This is a genomic window from Myroides gitamensis, from assembly GCF_029894455.1.
Taxonomy (GTDB): Bacteria; Bacteroidota; Bacteroidia; order Flavobacteriales; family Flavobacteriaceae; genus Flavobacterium; species Flavobacterium odoratum.
In genome coordinates, this window is record NZ_JARYHN010000001.1 from 3,309,494 (window position 1) to 3,336,189 (window position 26,696).

A 26,696-nucleotide genomic window follows, 5' to 3' on the forward strand; every position below is an offset into this window, starting at 1 on the left:
AGATGAAGGAAGAAACTTTTTATATCACAGATTATTGCACAATTAAGGCAGGAAAAGTAGTCGTAAATGGCGAAGTCGTTTTTACGGCAGAAGCAGAGGAGTCTGCGGATTTAGCCCTATTCTTAAAGCGCATATACAAAGAAAAAACGATGGAATATCCCAAGTTTTTTAAAATGGATATGTTGAGTAAATTGACCTTTATCGGTGCAGAAATGGTGTTGAAATCAACAGCTATGGAACAACCTTCCTATGATACTGCACTCTTTTTGAGTAATTCAACTTCGAGCTTGGATACAGATTTAAAACACAGCGCATCCATTGCTGATCCAGAAGCTTGTTACCCTAGTCCAGCTGTATTCGTGTATACCTTAGCAAATATTTGCTTGGCGGAAATAAGCATTAGACACCGCTTACAAGGGGAAAATGCCTTTTTTATGTCACCAACCTACGATACGGCAATGATGCATAACTATGCAACGTATGCCCTGCAAACGAAGCGCGCAGCTAAAGCAGTATGCGGTTGGGTAGATTATTTAAATGGAGAATATCAATTGGTCTTGTATACTGTTGAAAAACAGGGACAAGTACCTCATACAATAGAAAGTATTAAGCATTTATTTTAACTGAAATGGAAAATTTAAAAACAGAATTAAAAACGAAAATTATTGACGTTTTAAATCTTGAAGACATCGAAATCAATGATATTCAAGATACAGATCCGCTATTTGGAGACGGATTAGGATTAGACTCGATTGATGCATTAGAATTAATCGTATTGATGGACAAAGACTACGGAATCAAATTAAGTGATCCGAAAGAAGGAAGAGCTATTTTTCAATCGATTGAAACAATGGCAGCGTATATTTCAGCAAATAGAACAAAATAAATATGCAAAATCGTATAGTCGTTACGGGTATGGGAATCATTTCTGCAATTGGTCAAACCGTTGAAGAAAATTATCGTGCTTTACTCTCGCATCAAGTTGGTGTAGGGACTTTAATGTTGTTTGATTCCATTCACAAAGACAATATCAAAGTAGGTGAAGTCAAAAGCACTACAAAGGAATTGATGAAACGGCTAAATATACCCGAAGACAATAACTATACGAGAACGGCTTTATTAGCTGTTTATGCAGCAAAACAAGCGGTAGAGCAAGCCGATATACAAGATATTAATGCTGTTCGTACAGGATTAATATCTTCTACTTCGGTAGGTGGAATGGATTTTATTGAAAAGTATTATCAATCCTTCCAAACCGATGCTGCAGTTCGAAAATACGTATCCAGTCAAGAAGCTGGAGATTCAACAGAGAAAATAGCCGATTACTTAGGATTACAAGGCTATGTTTCAACAATCAGTACCGCTTGTTCTTCTGCAGCGAATGCCTTGATGATGGGCTGTCGTATGATTAAAGCGGGTAAATTAGATCGCGTAATTGTAGGCGGAACGGATGCTTTATCCAAGTTTACTGTAAATGGTTTTAATACCTTAATGATTCTATCTGATACGGATAATACTCCTTTTGATCAATATCGAAAAGGCTTGAATTTAGGCGAAGCAGCAGCTTATCTCGTTTTAGAACGTGAAGATATTGCCCTTGCGCGTAATCAAGCGATTTTAGGTGTGGTTGCTGGATATGGCAATGCCAATGATGCTTACCATCAAACGGCTTCTTCTGAAGACGGTGAAGGAGCGTTTTTAGCCATGCAAAAAGCACTGACAATGGCAAATCTGGAGAAACAAGATATTGACTATATCAATGCCCATGGAACAGCAACACCAAATAATGATTTATCAGAAGGAAGAGCGATTCAGCGTATTTTTGGATCTCAAGCTCCTGTATTTAGCTCTACTAAACCTTTTACTGGTCATACATTAGCAGCAGCAGGTGCTATTGAAGCAGTTTACAGTATTTTATCGCTACAACACAATGTGGCCTTTGCTAATTTGAACCATTCCACACCCATGGAAGAATTAACAGTTGTTCCACAAAAGGAGACCTTGCATAAACCAATTCAAGCGGTTATGTCTAATTCTTTTGGATTTGGAGGAAATTGTTCAACGATTATTTTTACTAAAGCATAACAGATGAAAAAGGTATATATCAATGGGGTATCCTCTATTTCAATCCAAGAACAAACCCGTAATTTTACTGTTGAATCACTCAAAAAAATTGAGCAAGGGGCAAATGAAGCTCATCAACCTTCGTATAAAGAATTGATTGCTCCTGCTATGGTAAGAAGAATGGCAAAAGGAGTGAAAATGGGAATTTATACGGCTCATTTTGCTTTAGAAGAAGCCCAGGTTGACGTTCCACAAGCCATCATTACCGGAACAGGTTTAGGATGTCTAGTTGATTCAGAGAAATTCTTAGAATTGTTATTAGAAAATAACGAAAGTTATTTGACCCCTACGTCATTCATTCAATCTACACATAATACCGTTGGAGGGCAAATTGCGCTACATTTAGGGTGTAAAGGATATAACTTTACCTATGTACATCAAAACAGTTCATTTGAATCAGCATTACTCGATGGGTTCTTGCAAATTCAAGCAGAAGAAGTAGACAATGCGCTGATAGGTGGTATTGATGAAGTAGGAAAAACAACCGTACTCAATCAGCAAGCGGCTGAATTAGTCAATACGGCTGATACGGTTTTTGAAAAGGGAATTAATACAGGCGAAGGAGCTACTTTTGTTGTATTGGATCAACAACAAACCACAACGAGTTATGCTGAATTAGTTGATATACACATCAGCAATACAAAAACGGAGACTAGTTTAACGGACTTTTTGAAACAAAATAGTCTGACTGCTAAAGATATCGATCTTGTATTTGTTGGTAGTTGTAATTTACCTGTAGATCAACATTACTTCGATGAGGTATATAACACATGGAATCAAGAGGAAATTGTAACGTATAAAGAATATGTAGGGCACCATCATACAGCTTCGTCTTTTGGCTTATTGTTAGCTGCTGAGCGAATGAAAAAAGAAGATGGAATCCATTATATTCTCCTTTACAATCAATTTCAGGACAAAGATTACAGTTTTATATTACTGAAAAGATGTTGAGAAAAATAGTCCTTGGTCTAACTGTTATATACGTAGTTATAGCGCTTTATTTGATAGTAAATAATAGCCTATCTTTTGTGTGGTTACTACCAGGACTGCTATTTTTTATAGGGCTATTTAGTTGGGGTGTTTTTGATATCCGCTTGGGATTCTTTATTCCCGTAGTCTTTAAAAGCCCAAATCCTCAACCCAAAACTATTGCCCTCACCTTTGATGATGGACCTACGCTACATACATTGGAAGTATTGGATTTGTTGCAACAATATCAAGCGAAAGCCACTTTTTTTTGTATTGGTAAACAAATCGAACAACATCCAGCTATTGCACAACGAATCCTTGCCGAAGGACATACAATTGGCAATCACAGCTATTCACATCCCAATACCATGGGATTTCTCTCCACAGCAAAAGTCAAAGAAGAAATAGAAAAATGCGATGCCGTGATGCAGGAGTTTCTCCACATCCAAACGCCTTTTTATCGACCACCTTTTGGAATTACCAATCCACATATTGCAAAAGCACTTCGTCAAACCAAACATCGGGTGATTGGCTGGAGTAATCGTTCACTCGATACCGTGATTGAGGATGAAAAAGCAATCTATAACCGCATTTACAAGCGAATAGACAAACAAACGATTGTACTCCTACACGATACAAGCGAGCGATCAGTAAAGGCCTTAGCAAGACTTTTACAACAATTGCAGCAAGAGAAGTATAAAATAGTTAATTTAGTAGAGTTCTTAAACGAAGGAAAACAATGAGAAAATTAATCTTTACCGCTTTATTACTGGGAACAGCTCTTACGGGGTTTAGTCAAGAAAAAGCCATGACAAGTGATGAAAAAAGCACATTCAAAAAAGAAGTTGTCAGCACCACTAAAGATATAAAAACCCTTTCAACTGATTTTGTACAGTATAAAAACATGAGTTTCATGTCCAAAGAAATTGAATCGAAAGGACAAATGCAATTGAGTATTCCCAATAAATTACTTTGGAAATACACGAGCCCTTTCGCTTATAGCATTGCCTTTGCAGACAATAAAATTACCATTAATGATCAAGGGAAAAAGAATAAAATAGATATTGGGAACAATAAAAAGTTTGCCAAAATCAACACCCTGATTGTTGGAAGCATCAGCGGTAATATGTTTGATGAAAAGGAATTTACCATTACGTATTTTAAGAATAAAAACAGACGTATTGCTAAATTAGTTCCGCTAAGTAAGGAAATTGCCCAGTACATCAGTGAGATTGTCCTGTATTTTGACGAAGGACAGAATACTGTTTCAGAGGTGAAATTGATTGAACCATCAGCAGATTATACCCGTATTGTATTCAGCAATAAAAAAATAAATAGCAAATTAGATGAAAAGGCTTTTACTAACTAGTTTAGTCGCTGTTTTGTTGTTTTCTTGTAAGAGCTACTACGGTCCTGTTACAAACAAAGAAGACTACACAAAAGGCACGTACACAGTAGTCAATAACTATTTTTCTACCATTGGTGAAGAACACATCTTTCGCGCTCATATTCAGATTTTCAAAAAAGAAGTGAGCGGATTATTAGTGGTCAAGCGCATGGATGAACAAGTACACCGTGTTGTATTGACTTCTGATTTCGGAAATACCCTTTTCGATTTCTCGATTTACAAAGACAAGCCGTATGCCATTAATTATGTGATGCCAGATCTGGATAAAAAGATAATTCTCAATTTTTTAGCTAAAGATTTTAGCTATTTAGTGGAAGATACCTATACATTGAAGGCTAAAGCAACACAAGACAATACCACAGTTTATAGCGGAACATACAAAAAGAAAAAAGCCTTTGTGGTAGTCAATCAACAAGAAGATGTGACAACTGTAATTGCAGCAAATGCCAGAAAACCAAAAATTGTATTTAGTTATGCAACAAAAGAAGGAGAAGTATTGGAAATAAAACACGAGAACTTCCCTTTAGAAATTCAGCTAACACCATTAGAAAACTAAGATATAACGTATGATTAAAAAATTACTATTCATTTCTTGTCTAGCTGCAGGGATTACTTTTAGTTCTTATGCACAAAAGAGAAAATGGTTTACACTTGGGGTTAGAGGTGGAATTAGTTTATCCACGTTGACGAGTATTGAATCAGATTATAAAACGGATTTTTATATCGGAGTACAACTTCCGATTCACTTGTCTCGATTTTATTCTCTACAACCCGAATTGAACTACACTCGCCAAGGAGCAAAAAATGCAAATTTCTATGGTGGTGAAACATTTTCTTGGAGTAATTCTCATACGAAGAACGCTGGAACAACTACAGTGGATTTGTCGTATATTGATGTGAATGTTATCAATAAATTTCGATTTAAAAAATTCAATTTACATATTGGTCCTGGTTTAGCCTTTTTATTGGAAGGAAGTAAATATACTGATACAAACGTTGATTTAACGCTCAATTTAGGAGCTGGGTATAAAGTTACGGAGCGATTAGAAATAGAAGCAAGATGGAGAACAGGGTTACTTTCTATTGTAGATGATTATGGATATTGGAACCAAAATAATTATTATAAAAGACAAGGTGATGATGTTTTAAACTCAACTTTTCAAATTGGTGCGACCTTTACCTTTTAAAGGTAGGAATATAATTACCTTCCCTTATTAATAAAACGAAATAACCTATAAATTATGATTAAAAAATTACTATTCATTTCTTGTCTAGCTGTAGGGATTACAGCTAGTTCTTATGCACAAAAAAAATTTACCCCTGGAATTAGAGGTGGATTAAGTTTATCAACTATCTCCAATGCGGATGCTGATTACAAAGCAGGTTTTTATGTGGGTTTACAATTTCCAATCCACATAGCGAAGTTTTATACGCTACAACCGGAGTTGAATTATACCATGCAAGGGGCTAAAAATGCAAATTTAGCTTACATTAGAAATTCTAGCTGGAATAACAGTTGGCATAATGAAAATAACTATGCACAATCAGAAGATGTAAACTTAGCTTACATAGATATTAACGTAATTAATAAATTCCGTTTTAATAAATTCAATGTGCATGTTGGTCCAGGATTGGCGATCATGACACAAGGAAGAAGTAAAACAGACTTTTATGGTGATTTAACGTTGAATTTAGGAGTGGGTTATCAACTTACAGAACAACTGGGTGTAGAAGCAAGATGGAGACAAGGTGTTGTTCGTGTGGTAGATAAAGATGACTACTTCTGGGACAATTATTGGTACGATAACGACAGTTTTAACTCAAGTTTCCAAATTGGATTGACCTTTACCTTCTAAACAAAGGGCTAAAAATAGGACTCTCTTTCTTAATTGAAAGAGAGTTTTTTGTTTGCAATTTGTAATGTTAAAACCATTTACATCAATACGAACGGTTTTTCCATAACTATATGCATTTTTTAATTAGTTTTGTGAAATTAAAAATGCAATCTGATATTTTATGTTGATAAAGGATTTTTATCGTGTACTTTCAATTCAAAATGTAGAAACTGGATATCAAGCCAATATTGAGTTGAATAAAGATCATGCTGTGTTTGAAGGACATTTTCCAGATAACCCAGTGATGCCTGGAGTCTGTATGATACAGATTATCAAAGAATTGGTGGAAGAAATAACGAGCAAAACGCTTTTTATGCAACAAGTATCAAATGTGAAATTCATGACGCTGATTAATCCACAAGTAGATCATACTTTGGTAGTGAATTTTTCAGTAGAAGAAAAAGAAGACCTAATAAAGGTAAAAAGCAGTATTAGCTTTCAAGATACAATAGCGCTCAAAATGAGCAGTGTATACACTCAAAAATAGATAAAATATGAAGGTAGCTTTGATTTGGTTAGTCAGTTTTATTAGCTTTTTTCAAGTTTCAACAACTGATTTAAGTAAGAGTTTTCAGCAAGCGAGTCTGTCTGCTGAACAAGCACAAGCTTTTTATGAAAAAGCATTGACTATTAAGACAACAGACGAATCTGCTACACTTTACAAAGGAGCTGCCTTGGTTACTTTGGCTAAATTTGAAAAGAAAATCAAAGTAAAAAAAGATTTGGTAAAGGAAGGCGCTTTACTGATTGAAGCAGCGATCGAAAAAGAACCTGCAAATGTTGAATTTCGATTGGTTCGTTTAATTATCCAAGAGAATACACCCAAAATTGTAGGCTACTACAAGAATATTGACAGTGATAAAAATATGCTTATCAAGCAGTACAGCCAACAAACAACAGCATTGAAAAAATGGATTAAATCCTATGCTGAACAATCGAAAGCCTTTACTGCTGATGACCGGAATAAATTGCTTTAACAAGCACAACGATGACAACACAGAATCTTGCAACCTATACGACTAAGCTAAAAGAATGGGGTATTTGCATCTTAATCCCCACTTATAATAACCATAAAACGTTACAACGTGTTTTAGATGGCGTGTTAGCGTATACAACAGATGTTATTGTTGTCAATGACGGTTCTACCGCTGAAACAGCCCTTATTTTAGAGGCGTATCAGCACCAAATTACGCTTATTCAACTCCCTATAAACCGAGGAAAAGGAAATGCTTTGCGAACAGGATTTGCACGAGCACAAGCCTTAGGGTACTCTTATGCGATTACTATTGATTCTGACGGACAACACTATCCTTCTGATATTCCTGTTTTTGTTGATGCACTAGAAGAAGCAAAAAATAAAGAATTATTGTTGATTGGTTCAAGAAATATGAATCAAGATGGCGTACCTAAAAAAAGTAGTTTTGGCAATAAATTTTCTAACTTTTGGTTTTGGTTTGAGACGGGAATATCTCTTTCAGATACACAATCAGGATATCGTTTATATCCTTTAAATAAGTTGGCGAAAAAGTATTATACGCGCAAGTTTGAATTTGAAATAGAAGTAATTGTTCGAGCAGCTTGGAATGATGTTGAGGTAAAAAATGTACCCGTACAAGTTTTATACGACAGCAGTGAACGAGTATCTCACTTTAGACCTTTCAAAGATTTTACTCGAATCAGTATCCTAAATACCATATTGGTTTGTATTACGTTGCTGTACATCATCCCTAGAAACTTTCTTCGCAGCTTCAAAAAAAAAAGCTTTAAAGCCTTTATAACCGAAGATATTCTAGGAAGTAATGATACGGCTTCAGTCAAAGCATTGTCGATTGGATTGGGGACCTTTATAGGGTTATCACCACTTTGGGGCTTACACTCTTTCCTTGCAATCTTTTTAGCAATTACGTTTCGATTGAATAAGGTTTTAGCGTTTGCTTTCTCCAATGTGAGTATACCTCCAATGATTCCCCTTATTGTCTATGCCTCGCTGCAATTAGGCTATTACATGGTTCCGCATGGCAGTCAGCATATTTTGATAAGCGTATACAGCTTTGCGGCCATATCAGAGCATTTATGGCAATATATTTTAGGTAGCTTTGCACTCGCTGTGATGGCCAGCTTTTGTTTGGGATCCATCAGTTTCTTTGTAATCTCAATCGCTCAAAAACAGAAAAATTAAAAATGGCAAATTGGTTTTATAAAATATATCAATGGGGGGAGAAAAATAAACTATTATTTTTCATCAGCGTTGTGCTGTTTATCAGCTGTATGGCCTTTGGAGCATGGAATATTAAATTTGAAGAAGATATTACGCGTATATTACCCAAAAGCGAGAAGTCCAATGTAACTGCAAAAGTATTGGAACAATTGCGCTTCTCGGATAAGATTACCGTCATCATTGAAAAACAAAAAGGAGGCACAACCGATGATATGGTTGAATTGGCATCCCATTTGTTTGACACTTTAGCAACAAAAGAAGCCTATATTAAACATATTCAAGGTAAAATAGAGGATGAAAATATCAATGAAACCATTGCTTTTGTCTACCAAAATTTACCTTTATTTCTAGATGAAGCGGATTATCAAGAATTAGAACAAAAAATACAGCTAGATAGCGTCGCTCAAACCGTAGAAGCAAACTATAAAACCTTAGTTTCACCAACGAGTTTAGTAGCCAAGCAATTCATCCAGAAAGATCCTTTTGGCGTTGGTTTTATTGCCTTAAAGAAATTGCAAAAACTAAATATTGGCGATGGGTTTCAATTAATCGATGGTTTTTTATTCAACAAAGAAGAAGATAAATTGCTGTTGTTCATTGATCCCGTTTACAGTGGAAGTGATACGGCACACAATACTGACTTTATTGCCTTTTTAAACGGAATAAAAGAAGAATTTAACCACAAACAAGAGCAAGTTACGATAGATTATTTCGGTGCTTCTTTTGTAGCCGTTGCCAATGCAACGCAAATTAAAAGTGATATTCAGCAAACTGTAGCAATCTCCATCACTGTTTTGATGCTGTTGCTCATTGCCTTTTACAGACGAATAACAATTCCTGTTATACTCTTTATTCCCACTTTTATTAGTGCTCTAGTTGCCTTGTTCTTCTTGTATTTTATGACAGATGCTATCTCGGCTATTTCCTTGAGTATTGGTGCAATATTAATTGGAATTACCATTGACTATGCCCTGCATATCATGACACATTACAAACATTGTAATGATATTAAAGTGCTATATCAAGAAATTACAAATCCTATTATGATGAGCGCCTCTACAACAGCCATCGCTTTTTTATGCTTGGTTTTTGTACACTCTGAAGCATTGAGAGATTTAGGTATTTTTGCCTCTGTTACCGTTATGGGAGCTGGAATCATCTCGCTTTTATTAATTCCTCATTTATATAAACCTTCAGCGAAAGACAGACTCAATCAGTCAAGTTCCCTTTTAGATAAAATTGCTCACTTTCCTTTTGATCAAAGCAAGGTGCTGTTAGGGTTGTGTGGATTAATCATACTTATCAGTCTATTTACGTTTAAAAACGTCAAATTTAATAGCGATTTATCCTCGTTGAATTACTTCCCAGAAGAATTAAAACAAGCGGAACAAAAACTAGAATCGACAGTTGACAGTGGCTCCAAATCACTGTACTTAACGTGTTTTGGAGAGGATATCGAACAAGTTGTGGAGCAAAACGTAGCTTTGGCGAAGCAATTGGAACAAGCCAAAACAAAAGGAGAGATTTTACACTTTAGTTCTTTGGGTGATTTTGTACTATCTACCCAACAACAACGAGCTAAAATTGCTCAATGGGAGAATTTCTGGTCCAAAAAGAATGTCAACCAATTCATTGAACAATTCAAATACGAAGGAGCAAAATACGGTTTTAACGAAACGGCATATCAACCCTTTTTCGCCTTGTTGCACAACAAGTTTGAACCCATTGGAATTAAAGACTATTCAGATTTAAACCCACAGATTATAGATGAGTTTTTAATCGAGAAAAATGGACATTATACCCTCAGCACGGTAGTCAAATTGCCAGAAGAGCACAGACAAGCTTTCATGGAAGAATTTCCTTCTTCTGATCATTTTATTGTGATTGATCGAAAAGAAATGAATGAAACGTTTTTAGGGAATATTGTCAATGATTTTAATGACTTAGTCAACTATTCTTTTTTAGCAGTATTCGCTATCTTATGGCTATTCTTTAGAAGAATTGAATTGGTTATTGTCTCCATGATTCCCATCGTTATTACGGGTTTAATCACGGCGGGCTTGATGGGGTTATTTCATATCGAATTCAATATTTTTAGCACCATTGTGTGTACTATAATTTTTGGACAAGGTGTTGATTTTACTATTTTCATTACCAATGCCCTACAAAAAGAATATACCACAGGAGAAGAAAGTATGCCAACCTATCGCGCTTCTATTATTTTAGCCGTATTGACTACTTTATTAGCTGTTGGAACACTGGTCTTTGCGAAACATCCTGCATTGAAATCAATTTCTTTTGTTTCCATTATCGGAATGAGTGTTGCAGCAATCAATGCCTTTGTCATTTATCCGCGTCTGTTTAAAATATGCTTTGTCAATAGACAACAGAGAGGTAATTCGCCAATTACGTTGCGTTTGTTGTTACACAGCATGGTGTCTTTCCTATACTTTGGAGTATTTGGATTTTTGTATTCCATGGTTTCTAAAGTATTTCTACTAGTAGCCCCTGGTAAAGAACGAACCAAATTGCGTATGTTCAGCAAGGGAATGCATTGGTATATGACCTCTGTTTTGTACTTGAATGCTTTTGTGCGTAAAAAAGTGCGAAACCCACATAAGGAAACCTTTGAAAAACCAGCAATTATAATTGCCAATCACACCTCTTTTTTAGATTCGTTAGTGATGGGGATGGTTTATCCTAATGTAGTATATCTCGTAAACGATTGGGTGTATAAATCCCCTATCTTCGGAAAGGCTATTCAGTCCGCAGGTTTTTATCGCGTTTCTGAAGGTGTAGATAACAGCATTGATCACCTAAAGAAAAGAGTAGAAATGGGCTTTTCCTTAATGATTTTCCCAGAGGGTACCCGTTCACATTCCAATGCGGTGCAACGCTTCCATAAAGGAGCTTTTTTCTTAGCCGAAACTCTGCAATTGGATGTTGTACCAGTTTATATTCACGGTAATTCAGAAACTATACCCAAAGGAGATTATATCATCTACGATGGGCATATTATAGCCACGATTGGCAAGCGAATTTCGCATGATGATGCTTCATTTGGCGCGACTTATGCACAGCGAACAAAAGCCATTAGTAAGCATTTTAAAGCTGAATTTGCCCAAATAAGAACAGAACTAGAAGATGTAGATTACTTTAAGAAAAAAGTATTCTGGGCGTATCTATATAAGTTTCCTTATGTAGTGAAAGCAGTCAAAGCGGATTATAAACTATACCGTAAATTTTACTTTGAAGTAAATCAACACGTACCTTCAGAAGGAGGTATTCATCATATTGCAGATGATTACGGACAATTGAATATGCTATTGACCTTGCAACAAAGCAAGCGAAAAATATACAGCTATATTGCGGATAAAGAACACCGTGATGTAGCCAATACACTTTATATTGTTAAGAAAAGAAAGATCCACTACGGGGATACTTTAGATGTACAAAGCAAATGTGATACACTCTTAGTGAGTAGTGCAAACACCGCATTGACCACTGATTTTATTGCGCATTATCAGACTATCATTGTACTGAAAAAAGCAGGAGTGCTGCTAGAAGCATATGAAGGATTTACAAAAATAACGGAAGACAACTACGTTGTTGTTTGGAATAAGGTACACGATGGAAAATAAATATGATGTAGTCATTATTGGAAGTGGAATTGGCGGATTGGCCTCTGCAGTTATTCTTGCCAAAGAAGGCAAGAAAGTATGTGTATTGGAAAAAAACAACCAATATGGAGGTAATCTACAGACTTTTTCAAGAGAGAAATCCATTTTCGATACGGGCGTACACTATATTGGCGGATTAGAGAAAGGACAGAATTTATACAAGTACTTTTCTTACTTGGGTATCATGGATAAGCTAAAATTGAAGCAAATGGACCTCAACGGGTATGATTTGATTTCTTTTGGCGACGACATGATTCAGTATCCTCACGGACAAGGGTATGAAAACTTTGTACAGCAATTATTGGTTCATTTTCCAGAGGAAGAACCAGCCTTGCGTCAATACATCGAGAAAATCCAAGCAATTTGCAATAGTTTTCCCATGTATAATTTAGAACAAGGAACAGGCTATAACGATCAAATTGTATCCTATAAATTAGATGATTTCCTAAATGAAATTACAACCAATGAACGCTTAAAAGCGGTACTAGTAGGGTCTAATTTTCTCTATGTAGCCAACAAAGAAAAAACACCGCTCTATGTCCATGCGTTGACTGTGAATTCGTATATTCAAAGTGCATGGCGTTGTATCAATGGTGGGAGTCAAATTAGTAAATTACTCATTGCTGAATTAAAGCAATATGGCGGTGAAGTTTATAAAAATACAGAAGTAGTAGATTTTGAATTTGATGGAGAGCGAATTACGAGTTGTAAAACCAAAGAAGGCAAAATTTTTATAGGAGAACAATTCATCTCCAATATCAATTTGAAACAAACCATTCGAATGGTGGGACCCAATCATTTCTCGAAACCTTTTGTCAAGCGAATCATGAGCTTGGAAGAAGTAACCTCTGTTTTTTCCCTGTATATTGTCTTTAAAAAAGAGCAATTTCCTTATTATAACAACAATATTTACCATTATAACAGTACAGCTGATATTTGGGATACCAATGGAAAATGCAAGGCAAATTGGCCTAATTTGGTTGTCGCCTCGATGAATGCAAATAAGACAGAACAAACGTTTGCTGATAGCATGACAGCAATGACTTATATGGATTTTTCCGAAGTAGAACCTTGGGAGCAAACTCATAATGTATCCACCATCAAAGCATTGAAACAACGCGAGGAATCGTATGAGCAATTTAAAGCAGAAAAAGCAGAATTGATCATTCAAAAGCTCGAAAAAATATACCCCGGGATTCGAGAGGCTATCCAAGGAATATATACCTCAACTCCACTAACCTATCGCGATTTTATCGGATCAGAAAAGGGAAATATGTATGGGTTTATTAAGGATGCAAATAGCCCAATGAAAACGTTTATTTCACCGCGTTCCAAAATCGGCAATTTGTTCTTCAGTGGACAAAATGTGCGAATGCACGGAATTATGGGGGTAACAATCGGTGCCTTTGTAACCTGTATGGAAATGATTGACAGGGAGAGTCTAACGCAAAAATTAAATCAATATCGAGATGATGCAATACACATATAGAATCGCTTGGTTAATTCTACTGGCTGTATTGGTTGCAAATTGTGGAATTAAAAAAGGACTCAAAGACTTTCCGCCGATTGAAAAATACGACACAATTGTGCCTCGATTGTCGTATGATACCGATACGTTGAAAATTACAACACAAGCGTATCTTTATCAAAATAAACAAAAACTATGGGAGCTGTATGTACAAGGAGATCCCTATCAAATTGGATTACAGACTGGTGCCCTGACACAAAAACTATATCAAAAGCAAGAAACCGTTTTTTTTGCTAAAGTAGAGGAATTTGTACCCTCCGCTTTCAAACAAAAGATGTTGGTCAAAATGCTTAAATTTTACAACAGACATCTATATCGCTATATTCCAGAAGAGTTTAAAACTGAAATTTACGGCGTATCTCAATATGCTAGTGATCGCTTTGCTTATCTAGGGGATGCCTATCATCGAAACCTGTATTTGCACGGCGCACATGATATTGGACATGCGTTTCAAGATCTAGCTCTTGTGGGCTGTTCTTCTTTGGCTGTTTGGGGAGAGCATTCAGAAGATGGAGGATTGCTTATTGGCCGTAACTTTGATTTTTATGCAGGAGATGAATTTGCAGAAAATAAAATCATCGCTTTTGTCAAACCTAATCAAGGACATGCATTTATGTCTGTGACTTGGGGAGGGATGACAGGGGTTGTCTCAGGTATGAATCAAGAAGGATTAACCGTGACGTTAAATGCTGGGAAATCGGCCATACCGCTAAAAGCAAAAACACCAATTTCTGTTGTGGCACGTGAAATTCTGCAATATGCCTCAACAATTGAAGAAGCAATTGCCATTGCCCAAAAGAAAGAAGTTTTCGTTTCTGAATCGATTTTAGTGGGGAGTGCCCATGATCAAAAGGCCGTTATTATTGAAATAGCACCTAAAAATTTTGGCGTGTATGATATGCCTAATGTATCCTCGGTGATCTGTTCCAATCACTTCCAAAGCGAAGCTTTTGCCAAAGATAAGCGCAACCGCAAACAAATTGAAGAAAGTCATTCGCAATACCGTTGGGAGAAAATAAAGGAAATTGTGGACGAGGAACACCAATTGTCTCCGTTAAAGATGGCACATTTACTGCGTAATACGGAAGGATTAGACAACAAAGCATTAGGATACGGGAACGAGAAAGCCCTAAATCAACTCCTTGCCCATCATGGTATTATTTTTCAACCTGAAAAACGCCTCGTGTGGGTATCTTCTAACCCTTACCAATTAGGGGAGTTCGTAGCTTATGACCTCAATACTGTTTTTTCGAATACCTTTGAAGAAGTGCATTCGTATGCTATTGATAGTCTAACGATTGCTGAGGATCCATTTATACATACCAAGGCGTATGCAGACTATGAAGCATTCAGAAAAGAAAATCGCGTGATAGAACAGCAGATAAAGCATAATGAAAAAATAGAGGCAGTGACGCTTAAAGCCTATCAGCAATTGAATCCTGAGTACTGGTTGGTTTATTATCGCGCAGGTGTATATTACTACAACCAAAGAGAATATCAATTGGCCAAAGAAGCTTTTGAACAAGCCTTGACCAAAGAAGTGACAACGGTGAATGCCGAAAAAGAAATAAAGAAATACCTCAAAAAAATAAATAGAAAATGGAACTAAATTCGTCAGTAATGAATCAATCAGTTGATGAGATAAAACATTTTCAAGAGCAAAAACTCAGAGAAGTGTTGCGTTATGTCAGCCAACATTCGCCTTTTTATAAGCAATTGTACCAAGAGCAACAAGTTAATCTTTCAGCCATTCAAACCTTGGAAGATCTTCCCTTATTGCCGTTAATTACCAAAGACGATTTGCAGAGAAATAACGATGATTTCTTTTGTGTGGACAAAACTCAAATCATAGATTATGCCACTACATCTGGGACATTAGGAGATCCTGTAACCTTTGGATTAACTGATAAAGATTTAGATCGATTGGCCTTTAACGAAGCCACTTCTTTTACCATTGCAGGTGTTCAAAAAGGAGATACAGTGCAACTCATGACGACTATAGATCGCCGATTTATGGCGGGATTGGCTTATTTTTTAGGCTTGCGTAAATTGGGGGCTGGCGTTATTCGTGTTGGGGCTGGAATTCCGCAATTGCAGTGGGATTCTATTCTTAAATACCAACCGAAATACTTGATTGGAGTGCCTTCCTTCTTACTGAAACTCATTGATTATGCAGAAAAAGTAGGCATCGATTATAAATAACAGCAGTGTGCAAGGTGTGATATGCATTGGAGAGGCACTGCGTACAGCAGATTTACAACCCAGTATTCTAGCTAATCGAATTTTAGAGAAATGGCCGTTGGAGCTATTCTCTACCTATGCCTCAACAGAAATGGGTGCCGCTTTTACAGAATGCCATTTGCATCAAGGGGGGCATGTAATCCCAGAATTGATTATTACCGAAATTTTAGATGAGGCTAATATCCCCGTCCAAGAAGGAGAACTTGGTGAGTTAGTTATTACAACACTGGGTGTCGAAGGGATACCTTTGGTGCGATTTAAAACAGGTGATATGGTGCGAAAACACACAACACCTTGTTCATGTGGTCGTAATTCCTATCGCTTAGGACCCGTGGAAGGACGCAAAAAGCACATGATTAAATATAAAGGGACCACGTTTTATCCACCCGCAATTCACGATATGCTCAATGCCTTCAAATCCATTCAAATGCACTTGGTAGAGGTAAAAACCAACGACATCGGAACGGATGAAATTGTCATTCGACTGGTGAGTACCGATACCTCAGACGAATACATGAAGCAAATTAAAGATACATTTCGCGCTAAATTAAGGGTAACGCCACAAGTAGTATTTGAAGAAATGGAGGTTTTACAGCCCATTGTTTTTAATGCATTAAGCAGAAAACCCATCACGTTTATTGATAAGCGTGTACAGTAAAACTCAAAAAGAAAGTTTTAAATTTTATAAATGATTTTAAAGGCATTACAACTTTATAAAAAACGATAGTTGTAGTATCTTTGTAAAAATATAATGAATCAAAATGGCTAATCAAGTTCGCGTGCGTTTTGCACCTAGTCCTACAGGACCTTTACACATTGGTGGTGTTAGAACAGCATTATTTAATTATTTATTTGCTAAACAGAATAACGGTGTTTTCTATGTGAGAATCGAGGATACAGATCAAAATAGATTTGTTCCTGGAGCAGAAGCCTATATTTTAGAAGCATTGGAATGGTTGGGTATTTCTCCTGATGAGACGATGGGAAAAAACGAAAAGTTTGGACCTTACAGACAAAGTGAACGCAAAGCCTTATACCAACAATACGCAGACCAGTTAATTCAAACAGGATGGGCGTATTATGCTTTTGATACAGCAGAAGAATTAGACGAATTGCGCAAGAAAGCTGAAGAAGCTGGGCAAACGTTTATCTATAATCACAGCAACAGAGAACAATTAAAAACGTCTTTAAACTTGTCAAAAGAAGAAGTATACCAGTTAATTGCTTCAGATGTACCTTATGTAATTCGATTCAAGACACCAGTAGGTGAAACCTTGTTGTTGAATGATCTTATTCGCGGTGATATTAAGTTTGAAACAAATTTATTAGACGATAAAGTATTATTTAAGAGTGATGGAATGCCAACGTATCACTTAGCGAATATCGTAGATGACCATTTAATGGAAACTTCACACGTGATTCGCGGAGAAGAATGGTTGCCTTCTCTTCCATTACATGAATTGCTATATAAAGCATTCGGATGGGAAGCTCCTAAATTTGCTCACTTGCCGTTAATCTTAAAGCCAGTAGGAAACGGTAAATTGTCTAAGCGCGATGGAGATAAATTGGGATTCCCTGTATTTCCATTGGATTGGCAAGATCCTATTTCAGGTGAGAAATCATCAGGATATCGCGAAAAGGGATTCTATCCAGAAACGGTGCTTAACTTTTTAGCTTTGTTGGGATGGAATGATGGTACAGATCAGGAAATTTTCTCTTTAGAAGAGCTAGTAGCAAAATTTGACTTAGGACGCGTGCATAAAGCAGGGGCAAAGTTTGATCCAGAAAAGAACAAATGGTTCAACCAGCACTATTTAAAACAGCAAAAAGACGCAGATCTAGCGCAATCGTTCCAAGTAATCTTAAAAGAAAAGGGAATTGAAGCAACGGATGCCTATGTAGAACAAGTGGTAGCTTTAATCAAAGAACGTGCAACGTTTGTGTCTGATTTCTTTGAATTAAGTGATTTCTTTTTCCAGGCACCAGCAGCGTATGATCCAAAAGCCTTAAAGAACTGGAAAGAGGATACAGCTGGATTGATGCAGCAAGTGGCTCAAGTAATTGAGGGAATAACGAGCTTTGAATCAACTGCGATTGAAAAAGAAGTGAAAGATTGGATCAATGAACAAGGTATCGGGATGGGGAAAGTAATGCAACCGCTACGCGTATGTGTGGTTGGAGAATTGAAAGGACCGGATTTATTTCAAATCATTGAATTAATCGGAAAAGAAGAAACGCTAAAGCGAATCAAGCAAGCAATTGCAACAATATAAAAAGAAAGAGAGCTACATCGTTAGCTCTCTTTTTTTGTTAAAAATAATGCGTAATTTTAAGGGCATAAATCAATACGGAATGAAAAAATTGATGGCTATTTTGACTGTGATACTCCTGTTTGGTACAGCGTGTTCCAAGGAAGAGGATAATACAGCAGAGCGTGCAGAAAAAGAGTGGACGAAATTCATTCAAAAACACCTTATTGGTGAATGGAAGCCTGAATCTATTGAGGTTAAACCACTGCTGGGACCTGTACTAATTGAAAAAAAATACGAACTTTTACAACCCCTAGGTACCCAAGATATCCTCACGTTAAATCAGGATTACACAGGGCAGTTCAAAACGTTCCTTTCACAAGGTACAAGCAAGACCATTAACTTCAAATGGTACCATAAATTAGAGGAACTAGGCGTGATACTAGAAGATAAACGCGAATTTAAAAGTATACTTCTAGATAAAGCAGAGGGAAAACTTCAAGTCTCTATTCCACTACAAAGTGTACTGGATGATTTAAAGCCCTACTTACCTGAATTAGAAGATATAGAAGCAAGTGAAAGAGAACTTTTATTTGTTCATTTTAATTTTGTTAAATAAATAATATTGTAACGTTAATTTATTTTTAAATTATAGTGATAATAAGTTGTATATTTGATGGTTAACTAAAAATGATTTTATGAAAAAAATAGTTTTAACCTTTTCATTGTTAGCTCTAGTAATGACAGGGACTGTATCTTGTAGCAGTGATGATAACAGCTCAGAACAACAACAATTTAAAACGTTAGTTTTAGCTTCTGTTAATGGCACGGATGTAACCGTAAATGAAGAAGTAGCTTTCGTTGTAACTGTAGGTACAGAGGTAATAGAAGGTGCTAAAATTGAGGTTGATGGAAAAGCAGCGACGAATCCATATACTTTTGACAAAGCAGGAACGTATAAAGTAGTAGCTAAAAAAGACGGCTATAACAAGAGTAATGAAATTACGATTATCGTTTCTGAAGTAGGTATTGCTAGAGTATTGAAATTAGAAGCAAATAAAACGAGCATTACAGTAGGAGAAGATATCAGTTTTGCTGTAAAAGAGGGAGAGGAAACAATAACAGATGCGGAGCTATTTATAGAGAATACTAAAATTACTTCTCCACATACATTTACCCAAGAAGGGGAATATTACGTGATAGCTAAAAAACAAGGATTTGTAGACAGTAACCGCGTGAAAATTACAGTTGCCGCAGCAGTAGATGAAAGACCTATCGTAGGTACATGGATTCCAGTGCACGTTAAAGTAGATGCTTTGGGTTCAACAGTAGCAGATATGGCCTATCCTAAAAAGGAAAATTGTGCAGATGATACCTTGATCTTTAACAGTAATCAAACGGTTAAATTTGACTATCACGTGGACAACTGTGAATTAAAGACAACGGGAGCGAATTGGTCGATTAGTGGAAATGTCTTGACCATGGCGTTATTCGGTCAGTCTATGATCGTCAATGTAGTAGAAAACACAGCGACAAAATTGGTAATTAAAGCGAAAGGAGATCAATTCGAAGCTCTAATTCCAATTTTAGTACCAGATTTAGCAGGTAGTATTCCTCCAGCATTGTTAGCTTTGGCAGAGGTACAACTTGAATTAAAGAAATAAGTATGAAAATCTCCAGCAATGGAGATTTTTTTTGTATTTTAACGTACGAATAAATAAATTTTGTTATGTATTTTATATTTCTTGTACCCGTATTGATTATCTTGTTTCTGAGTTTCTTTACGGTAAAGCAACAATCTTCTGCGATTGTAGAGCGTTTTGGTAAGTTTAAAAGTATTCGTCATTCGGGGTTACAGTTGAAAATACCAGTGGTTGATCGTATTTCAGGTGTAGTAAATTTGCGTATCCAGCAATTGGATGTGATGATCGAAACAAAAACAAAAGACAACGTTTTCGTTAAACTGAAAGTAGCAGTTCAATTTAAAGTTATTGCGGATCGCGTTTACGATGCGTTCTATAAATTAGAATACCCGCATGATCAAATTACGTCTTATGTATTTGACGTAGTTCGTGCAGAGGTACCGAAGTTAATTTTAGATGATGTTTTTGAAAGAAAAGACAATATTGCGATAGCCGTTAAACGTGAATTAAACGAAGCGATGACGACTTATGGCTACGATATCATCAATACGTTGATTACAGATATTGATCCAGATATTCAAGTGAAAAATGCAATGAACCGAATCAATGCGGCCGATCGTGAAAAAGTAGCAGCAGAATACGAAGCAGAAGCAAGTAGAATTCGAATTGTAGCAAAAGCAAAAGCGGAAGCTGAATCGAAACGTTTACAAGGACAAGGAATTGCAGATCAACGCCGCGAGATTGCTCAAGGATTGGTAGAAAGTGTGGATGTATTGAATAAAGTGGGAATCAACTCTCAAGAGGCTTCTGCCCTGATTGTGGTAACTCAACACTACGATACACTACAAGCAGTTGGAGCAGATTCAAGATCAAACTTAATCTTATTGCCTAATTCTCCTACTGCAGCAAGTGATATGCTAACAAATATGGTTACGTCTTTTGCTGCGAGTGCAAAAGTATCTGAAATGAATGTTGTAGCATCATCTAAGCCTTCTAAGAAAGATAACGCACACGAATAGTCCTAGGGTAGTAAAAGGAAAGAAAAGGCCTATAAAGGCTTTATTTTAGATAATAGATTCAATACATAGAATCAACGACACAAGCTTGAGTAATTTATTTGCTCAAGCTTGTTTTTTTTATGGGCAGCCGTAATAAAGATTAATTATTGATCTAACCATCTTTTAAAATCAGCCGCTTTATTTTTGCTGATGATAATGGGATCAATACTTTTGAATACCGTTTCAATTTTCAATTGATTTCGACCATAAATCCAAATATTCTCAATAGCGGTAATAGGTAAAATATACTGTCGATTAGCTCTGTAAAATCGCTTCGGATCTAAGCCTTGCATCAATTCTTCTAAGGTTTGATTCAAGGTATAGGTTTTATTGTGTGTGGTGCGAACAGAAACAATCCCGTGCTGTAACGTTATAAAAATAATTTCAGACGTATCAATAGTGATTATTTTATCTTTTTGATACGCAATCAGCCGTTTTTTACTTGGTTCATCCTCATTGGGAGTGTCTCCTACTTGATATAGCTTTTGTTGCAAGAGTTGATTCATAACGTTTAAACGAAAAATGGTATCATGCAAATCAGAGAGATGAACGTCAATTGCTGTTTCTCTCTTTTTGTAAATCAAGTGGATGAACCAAAAACAATTTCCTATCAGCATTAATCCTGTAAGAACAGTAGCGAGTAAAAATTTTTGAAATAAATAGTTTAATTCGGTTTGAAATACTTTGATGTTAATGTGGCTAGCTAACAGCCAATTTGTTCCTTTTACAGGGTAAATATGTAAAATTTCAGAATCACGCTGGCTTTGGGGATCAAAGGTGCGAATCTCTTGCGTTAATTTTCCTTCTTCTAAAATAGATAGAAAAGGATGTTGTACGCCGTTTTTAAAAAAAATGGAATTTTCTCTGTTCACTTTTGTACCTACCATGGTAAGGTTGGGATGGCATAGTTCAATGCCCTCTGTATTATACATACAGACAAATTCTCGTTGTGAATCTGTATTGAGAATGCTTTGTTGCAGATGATGCTGTACTGTAGCTGGCGGTAGGCCTAGCTGTAGCTGTTGTTCCAATAAAATTCCGATTTCGCGTATTTCACGCTGCCCCGATTGCATTTTTTGTTCGATAAGCACTTCTTGAGCGTGGGTATAAAAATAATAGAACAACCCAATACTGCTTAGTATAGTTGAGGTAGTAAGTACCAAAAAAATAAGAGTATTTGCTTTATTTTTTGTCATTTTTTTAAAGAGATGAATTTTTTTCGTTGTTTTTAATTTAGAGCTATTTTTTCTGCACTTTGTTTCAAAGCCTACTATTCCATTTTAATTGCTATTAATGCTCATTCACCTATTTTTTGTTTCAGAACGATAGAGTTGATACTAGTTTTGCTTGTATAATGTAAATCGTAAATCAGATGAAAGAGAACTATGTAATCCTTTTCTTCGCTGTATTTCTATTGGTATTATTATATATCATGGGGCCAGATGAACCTCCACATAAACCAATAGATACGTTGAGTGGAGTACCAGAAGAAATTCAGGATATTTTACAAAAATCTTGCTTTGATTGTCATTCATCTCAAACGACCTTGAGATGGTATGACAAAATATTTCCTTTGAAAAATGTCGTTTATGGGCATATTATAAAAGGGAAACAAGCCATGGATTTTTCAAAATGGGAAGAATTGGATACCAATCAACAAAATGCAAAGCTTTTTTATTCCGTAAATAAGATACTAGCAAAAGAGATGCCATTATCTTCTTATCAGTGGATTCATCCAGAAATAAAAGTAACAGAGCAAGAAATTAAGCTTTTAAAAGACTATTTACTTCGTAGAACAACACCTGTACCAACGGACATGATTCAAAAGAATAAAACGCAGGAAGAGGAGCTAAACAAAGAGGAAGAAAACCAAGTGATAGGAGAGATTCAATCTACTGTAAATCGAATTGCGTATCCTGCTGATTATCGAAATTGGACTGTAATCAGTATGTCAGATCGCTTTGATAATGGAACGATGCGGATTATTTACGGCAATGACAAGGCAGTAGAGGCCATCCGCAATCAGAAGACAGATCCTTGGCCAGATGGTACCATTTTGGCGAAAGCTGCTTGGAAACAACAGGTAAATGAGGATGGAAGTATTTCAATGGGAGAATTTGTACAGGTCGAATTTATGTTGAAAGATGCTCACAAATACAAGTATACTGCAGGTTGGGGCTGGGCAAGATGGAAAGGACCTCAGTTAAAGCCGTATGGTGAAACCAAGGCTTTTGTAATGGAATGCATGAATTGCCATAAACCGCAAAAAGAAAGAGATTACGTTTTTACCAAACCTTTTGATTTAAAATAGAAAACGGATGAGACGAATAGACCTAAAAATAATTGTTGGAGGAATTATCGGGATGGTTGCATTGAGTTATACCTCAAAAGCATCCTTAGAGTTGAAAGAATCACTAGTGTTTTATCCATTTGGGGATGTACCAGAAAACCCACAGTCGCTTCAAGTGCTTACTTGTTGTCTATATCCTAAGGACCAAAGTATGTTGGTTGTTTATGGAAATTCGACTGCTTTTAATTTTTCTCAATCACCTGAACATCCTTCGTATCCTGTAGGAACGGTTTTATATGGGGTTCTTTGGGAATCTGAAGCAGATGAAGATTGGTTTGGTGCAGTGGTTCCAAAACAAATAAAACAGATAGAGCGAATTGAAGTGGTTCAAGAAGAAACAATAGCATATAGCTGTTATGATGCACAAGGAAAACTGCAAAAGAAGCCTTTAAACGAGACGGAAAGAATCCAATATATGCTAGAACAGCAGAAGGCAAGTAGCCCTGAAGTGAAATAAAAATGAAAAAGGTAATAAGAGCGAATTTTCTGTATCATACAAAAAATCTACTCCTATTACCTTTTCTATAGGATAACCTGAATGCTATCAGTTGTGATTAGCTGTTTTATTTTCTAAACTTTCGAATGAAATACTTCAAAATAGACGTAACGAGTAAAGTCTGTATACCACCAGAGTTTCTCAATAAAGATCCAGCCGAACCCAATGTGTTTTTAATTAGATTTTGCGGCGCCACATCTTCTTTCAATTCGTCAAAAGCCAAATTAATTTTCTGATAATGGATCTCCCTTTCAATACGTAAAATCTGTAAATCTTGATTAATTTGCTCAAAGGAGGAATAACTCTTTCTCATAGTAGTGTAATATTTACGGTCTTACTCATTAAAAATAGCCTCTGAAAGCTTTTTAATTAGGGGTCTATCGACAATATATTTTCGAAAAGTAAAGACAACAATGCTAATTAATAAATAAAATAATCCAACGTAGAGGAAACCAAGCGATTTACTCTCTACTTGCTCGCCAATGGCGATTGCAGCAAATAAAGAGACAAAGAATAGCGAAAGCAGGAAAAAGACACCTACCGCAAATACAGTCATGAAAATGATTGCAGTTTTTGCCGTAATCTTAAGCCCCCACAAACGGAAATAGTCCATACTCGTATTGAGGTATTGTTCCGAATGCTCCTTTATTTCGTTAATGTTGTTTTTGATTTCTTGGAATGCCATGCTTCTGTTGTTATAAACGGATTATTTTTTTGCGCTTTCTGCCAATTCTTTTCCTTGCTTTTTAAGCTCAGCTAATTTATGCTCTAAAGCAGAAATTACCTCATCTCTTTTTTTACCAGCTGAATTGATGAAATCCTCAATACCATCTTCGATGCTATTTGATTTGCGATCGACAACACTGCGCACTTGTTTTTTTAAATCATCAATTTTGTGGGAAAGCTCATCTTTCGACTCATCAAACGATCTTCTGATTTTTTTTCTCGTTTTCTTTCCCTCATCAGGAGCGAACAGTATTCCAATACCTACTCCTATTGCTGCTCCAGCTACTAAAGCTGCTAATGTACTACCTAAACGATCTGACATAATAATTAAATTTTATGGTTATCTCATAAAGTTAATAAAAAAAGGTGCTTTTACCCGTTAATATAACGTTAAAAACACCTTTTTTGAATTTTATTACTAAAAAATATTAGTTCTGATCTAGTTTAGCCCATGTATCTCTAAGTCCTACAGTCTTGTTAAATACAAGGTGATTTGCTGTACTGTCTTTGTCTACACAGAAGTATCCCATGCGTTGGAATTGGAATTTATCTCCTTCTTTCGCTTCTTGTAAACTAGGCTCTAAATACCCTTTGATTACTGATAGCGAATTCGGATTGATGAATTCTAAGAAGTCTACTTCTTTATTTCCATCTGGATTTTCATTGATAAATAAACGATCGTATATGCGAATCTCTGCTTCTACTGCATGTGGAATAGAAACCCAGTGAATCGTTCCTTTTACTTTTCGTTTACTTGCCTCTGATCCACTTCCACTTTTACTGTCTGGATCATAGGTTACGTGAATTTCCGTGATATTACCCTCTTCATCTTTGATTACGCTTTCTCCTTTGATGATATAAGCATTCTTAAGACGTACTTCTTTTCCTAATGTTAAACGGAAGAATTTGCTATTCGCTTCTTCTTTAAAGTCTTCTCTCTCGATGTATAATTCTCTTGAAAAAGGAACCGTTCTGAATGTCATTACTTCTTCTTCCGGGTTGTTTTCTGCATCTAACCACTCTTCTTGCCCTTCAGGATAGTTCGTAATCACTAATTTCACTGGATCTAAAACCGCCATCACACGTGGAGCGATTTTGTTTAAATCCTCGCGAACACAGAATTCCAACAACGAAACATCAATTAGGTTATCGCGTTTTGCAATTCCAATTGTATCAGCATAGTTGCGGATTGAAGCTGGCGTATACCCTCTTCTTCTTAAACCCGAAATCGTAGACATTCTAGGATCATCCCATCCTGTTACATGACCTTCAGCAACTAGTTTCGCTAATTTGCGTTTACTTACAACCGTATGTGATAAGTTTCTACGTGCAAATTCACGTTGTTTTGGACGGATATTCTCCTCCTCTACCACTTGATCTAAGAACCAATCATATAATTCTCTGTGTGGTAAAAACTCAAGCGTACAGAAGGAATGTGAAATGCTTTCTAAGTAATCACTTTCTCCATGTGCCCAGTCATACATCGGATAAATACACCAATCGTTTTGTGTGCGGTGGTGTGCTTTGTTGATGATGCGGTACATAATAGGATCGCGCATTAACATATTGGTATGTGCCATATCAATCTTAGCACGTAAAATATGAGTTCCTTCTGCAAATTCCCCTTTTTTCATTCGTTTGAATAAATCAAGGTTCTCTTCTACACTTCTATCTCTATAAGGGCTATTTACCCCTGCTACTGTTGGTGTTCCTTTCTGTTGGGCCATCTCCTCTGAAGTCTGACTATCTACATAAGCTTTCCCTTCTTGGATCATGCGTTTTGCCCAATCGTATAATTGCTGGAAATAATCCGAGGCATAAACTTCATTTGCCCATTGATATCCTAGCCACTCTACATCGTATTTGATTGCGTCAACAAATTCCTGTTCTTCTTTTGAGGGATTCGTATCGTCAAAACGCAAGTTTACTGGCGCATTGTACTTTAATCCCAATCCAAAGTTTAAACAAATAGAACTCGCATGACCTACGTGTAAATAACCATTAGGCTCAGGCGGAAAACGGAAATGTAGTTTTTCTGTTGGCAAACCATTTTTTAAATCTTCTTCAATGATTTGCTCAATAAAATTTAATGATTTCTCTTTTGTTGACAT

General features: G+C 36.3%; 26 protein-coding genes and 1 pseudogene. 22 read left to right on the forward strand and 5 right to left on the reverse strand.

Going from position 1 to position 26,696, the window contains the following annotated elements:
• The first annotated feature begins 2 nt into the window (after positions 1 to 2).
• From M2306_RS14650 to M2306_RS14745, 20 genes and pseudogenes are all read left to right on the forward strand, one after another.
• Positions 3 to 623: a 3-oxoacyl-ACP synthase gene (locus M2306_RS14650; protein WP_259189265.1), complete on the forward strand. Its 621-nt coding sequence runs from the start codon at positions 3 to 5 to the stop codon at positions 621 to 623.
• A gap of 5 nt (positions 624 to 628) precedes the next feature.
• A complete protein-coding gene (locus M2306_RS14655; protein WP_002988585.1) occupies positions 629 to 886 on the forward strand; it encodes a phosphopantetheine-binding protein in 258 nt (85 codons plus the stop codon).
• Positions 887 to 888: 2 nt separating this feature from the next.
• On the forward strand, positions 889 to 2,085 hold the full coding sequence (locus M2306_RS14660) for a beta-ketoacyl-[acyl-carrier-protein] synthase family protein (protein ID WP_259189264.1): 1,197 nt from the start codon (positions 889 to 891) through the stop codon (positions 2,083 to 2,085).
• A gap of 3 nt (positions 2,086 to 2,088) precedes the next feature.
• Positions 2,089 to 3,075, forward strand: coding sequence for a beta-ketoacyl synthase N-terminal-like domain-containing protein (locus M2306_RS14665; RefSeq protein WP_115092082.1), 987 nt, complete (start codon positions 2,089 to 2,091; stop codon positions 3,073 to 3,075).
• Positions 3,069 to 3,836, forward strand: a complete 768-nt coding sequence (locus M2306_RS14670) for a polysaccharide deacetylase family protein (RefSeq protein ID WP_259189262.1) — start codon at positions 3,069 to 3,071, stop codon at positions 3,834 to 3,836. The genes M2306_RS14665 and M2306_RS14670 overlap by 7 nt, the downstream gene beginning before the upstream one ends.
• Complete coding sequence (lolA2, locus tag M2306_RS14675; protein ID WP_115092080.1) at positions 3,833 to 4,462, forward strand: flexirubin biosynthesis/transport protein LolA2; 630 nt, start codon at positions 3,833 to 3,835, stop codon at positions 4,460 to 4,462. The genes M2306_RS14670 and lolA2 overlap by 4 nt, the downstream gene beginning before the upstream one ends.
• Positions 4,440 to 5,057: a flexirubin biosynthesis protein LolB2 gene (gene lolB2, locus M2306_RS14680; RefSeq protein WP_259189260.1), complete on the forward strand. Its 618-nt coding sequence runs from the start codon at positions 4,440 to 4,442 to the stop codon at positions 5,055 to 5,057. Before lolA2 ends, lolB2 begins: the two co-directional genes overlap by 23 nt.
• Before the next feature lie 10 nt (positions 5,058 to 5,067).
• On the forward strand, positions 5,068 to 5,688 hold the full coding sequence (locus tag M2306_RS14685; protein WP_259189257.1) for a porin family protein: 621 nt from the start codon (positions 5,068 to 5,070) through the stop codon (positions 5,686 to 5,688).
• 54 nt (positions 5,689 to 5,742) lie between these two features.
• Positions 5,743 to 6,357, forward strand: coding sequence for an outer membrane beta-barrel protein (locus M2306_RS14690; protein ID WP_115092077.1), 615 nt, complete (start codon positions 5,743 to 5,745; stop codon positions 6,355 to 6,357).
• A 160-nt stretch (positions 6,358 to 6,517) separates the two neighbouring features.
• Positions 6,518 to 6,883, forward strand: a complete 366-nt coding sequence (locus M2306_RS14695; protein WP_002988575.1) for an ApeI family dehydratase — start codon at positions 6,518 to 6,520, stop codon at positions 6,881 to 6,883.
• Positions 6,884 to 6,890: 7 nt separating this feature from the next.
• The gene (locus M2306_RS14700; RefSeq protein WP_115092076.1) at positions 6,891 to 7,373 is read left to right on the forward strand and encodes a hypothetical protein; all 483 of its coding nucleotides are present in this window, start codon (positions 6,891 to 6,893) and stop codon (positions 7,371 to 7,373) included.
• 11 nt (positions 7,374 to 7,384) lie between these two features.
• Positions 7,385 to 8,575, forward strand: a complete 1,191-nt coding sequence (locus M2306_RS14705) for a DUF2062 domain-containing protein (RefSeq protein WP_259189255.1) — start codon at positions 7,385 to 7,387, stop codon at positions 8,573 to 8,575.
• A 2-nt stretch (positions 8,576 to 8,577) separates the two neighbouring features.
• Positions 8,578 to 12,255, forward strand: a complete 3,678-nt coding sequence (locus M2306_RS14710) for a 1-acyl-sn-glycerol-3-phosphate acyltransferase (RefSeq protein WP_259189254.1) — start codon at positions 8,578 to 8,580, stop codon at positions 12,253 to 12,255.
• Positions 12,245 to 13,783 carry a phytoene desaturase family protein gene (locus M2306_RS14715; protein WP_259189252.1) on the forward strand — a complete coding sequence of 513 codons (1,539 nt, stop codon included), beginning with the start codon at positions 12,245 to 12,247 and terminating at the stop codon, positions 13,781 to 13,783. Before M2306_RS14710 ends, M2306_RS14715 begins: the two co-directional genes overlap by 11 nt.
• Positions 13,767 to 15,431 carry a C45 family autoproteolytic acyltransferase/hydrolase gene (locus M2306_RS14720; protein ID WP_259189277.1) on the forward strand — a complete coding sequence of 555 codons (1,665 nt, stop codon included), beginning with the start codon at positions 13,767 to 13,769 and terminating at the stop codon, positions 15,429 to 15,431. Before M2306_RS14715 ends, M2306_RS14720 begins: the two co-directional genes overlap by 17 nt.
• A pseudogene (gene flxY, locus M2306_RS14725) lies at positions 15,422 to 16,721 on the forward strand (flexirubin biosynthesis putative acyl-CoA ligase FlxY). The gene M2306_RS14720 and the pseudogene flxY overlap by 10 nt, the downstream one beginning before the upstream one ends.
• Before the next feature lie 103 nt (positions 16,722 to 16,824).
• A complete protein-coding gene (gene gltX, locus M2306_RS14730) occupies positions 16,825 to 18,336 on the forward strand; it encodes a glutamate--tRNA ligase (RefSeq protein ID WP_115092070.1) in 1,512 nt (503 codons plus the stop codon).
• Positions 18,337 to 18,382: 46 nt separating this feature from the next.
• Positions 18,383 to 18,931, forward strand: coding sequence for a hypothetical protein (locus tag M2306_RS14735; RefSeq protein WP_259189249.1), 549 nt, complete (start codon positions 18,383 to 18,385; stop codon positions 18,929 to 18,931).
• A gap of 79 nt (positions 18,932 to 19,010) precedes the next feature.
• Positions 19,011 to 19,976 carry a lipocalin family protein gene (locus tag M2306_RS14740; protein WP_259189248.1) on the forward strand — a complete coding sequence of 322 codons (966 nt, stop codon included), beginning with the start codon at positions 19,011 to 19,013 and terminating at the stop codon, positions 19,974 to 19,976.
• A 65-nt stretch (positions 19,977 to 20,041) separates the two neighbouring features.
• Positions 20,042 to 20,974 (forward strand): SPFH domain-containing protein, encoded by a 933-nt coding sequence (locus M2306_RS14745; RefSeq protein WP_115092068.1) that lies wholly within the window; start codon positions 20,042 to 20,044, stop codon positions 20,972 to 20,974.
• Positions 20,975 to 21,117: 143 nt separating this feature from the next.
• On the opposite strand, the gene M2306_RS14750 is transcribed toward M2306_RS14745, so the two are convergent.
• Positions 21,118 to 22,209: a LytR/AlgR family response regulator transcription factor gene (locus tag M2306_RS14750; RefSeq protein ID WP_259189247.1), complete on the reverse strand. Its 1,092-nt coding sequence runs from the start codon at positions 22,207 to 22,209 to the stop codon at positions 21,118 to 21,120.
• A 176-nt stretch (positions 22,210 to 22,385) separates the two neighbouring features.
• Between M2306_RS14750 and M2306_RS14755 the strand changes: the two genes are divergently transcribed.
• Both M2306_RS14755 and M2306_RS14760 read left to right on the forward strand, forming a co-directional pair.
• Positions 22,386 to 23,324 (forward strand): cytochrome P460 family protein, encoded by a 939-nt coding sequence (locus tag M2306_RS14755; RefSeq protein ID WP_259189245.1) that lies wholly within the window; start codon positions 22,386 to 22,388, stop codon positions 23,322 to 23,324.
• A 7-nt stretch (positions 23,325 to 23,331) separates the two neighbouring features.
• On the forward strand, positions 23,332 to 23,820 hold the full coding sequence (locus M2306_RS14760; protein ID WP_259189244.1) for a cytochrome P460 family protein: 489 nt from the start codon (positions 23,332 to 23,334) through the stop codon (positions 23,818 to 23,820).
• A 106-nt stretch (positions 23,821 to 23,926) separates the two neighbouring features.
• Here M2306_RS14760 and M2306_RS14765 read toward each other — a convergent pair whose 3' ends face one another.
• The 4 genes from M2306_RS14765 to M2306_RS14780 all read right to left on the reverse strand — a co-directional run bounded on the left by M2306_RS14765 (position 23,927) and on the right by M2306_RS14780 (position 26,696).
• On the reverse strand, positions 23,927 to 24,172 hold the full coding sequence (locus M2306_RS14765) for a DUF6327 family protein (RefSeq protein ID WP_002988515.1): 246 nt from the start codon (positions 24,170 to 24,172) through the stop codon (positions 23,927 to 23,929).
• Positions 24,173 to 24,193: 21 nt separating this feature from the next.
• Positions 24,194 to 24,544: a hypothetical protein gene (locus M2306_RS14770; protein WP_002988511.1), complete on the reverse strand. Its 351-nt coding sequence runs from the start codon at positions 24,542 to 24,544 to the stop codon at positions 24,194 to 24,196.
• Between the two features lie 21 nt (positions 24,545 to 24,565).
• The gene (locus M2306_RS14775) at positions 24,566 to 24,907 is read right to left on the reverse strand and encodes a YtxH domain-containing protein (RefSeq protein WP_002988509.1); all 342 of its coding nucleotides are present in this window, start codon (positions 24,905 to 24,907) and stop codon (positions 24,566 to 24,568) included.
• Between the two features lie 106 nt (positions 24,908 to 25,013).
• Entirely contained in the window at positions 25,014 to 26,696 is a 1,683-nt protein-coding gene (locus M2306_RS14780; protein ID WP_259189242.1) for a glutamine--tRNA ligase/YqeY domain fusion protein, read from the reverse strand.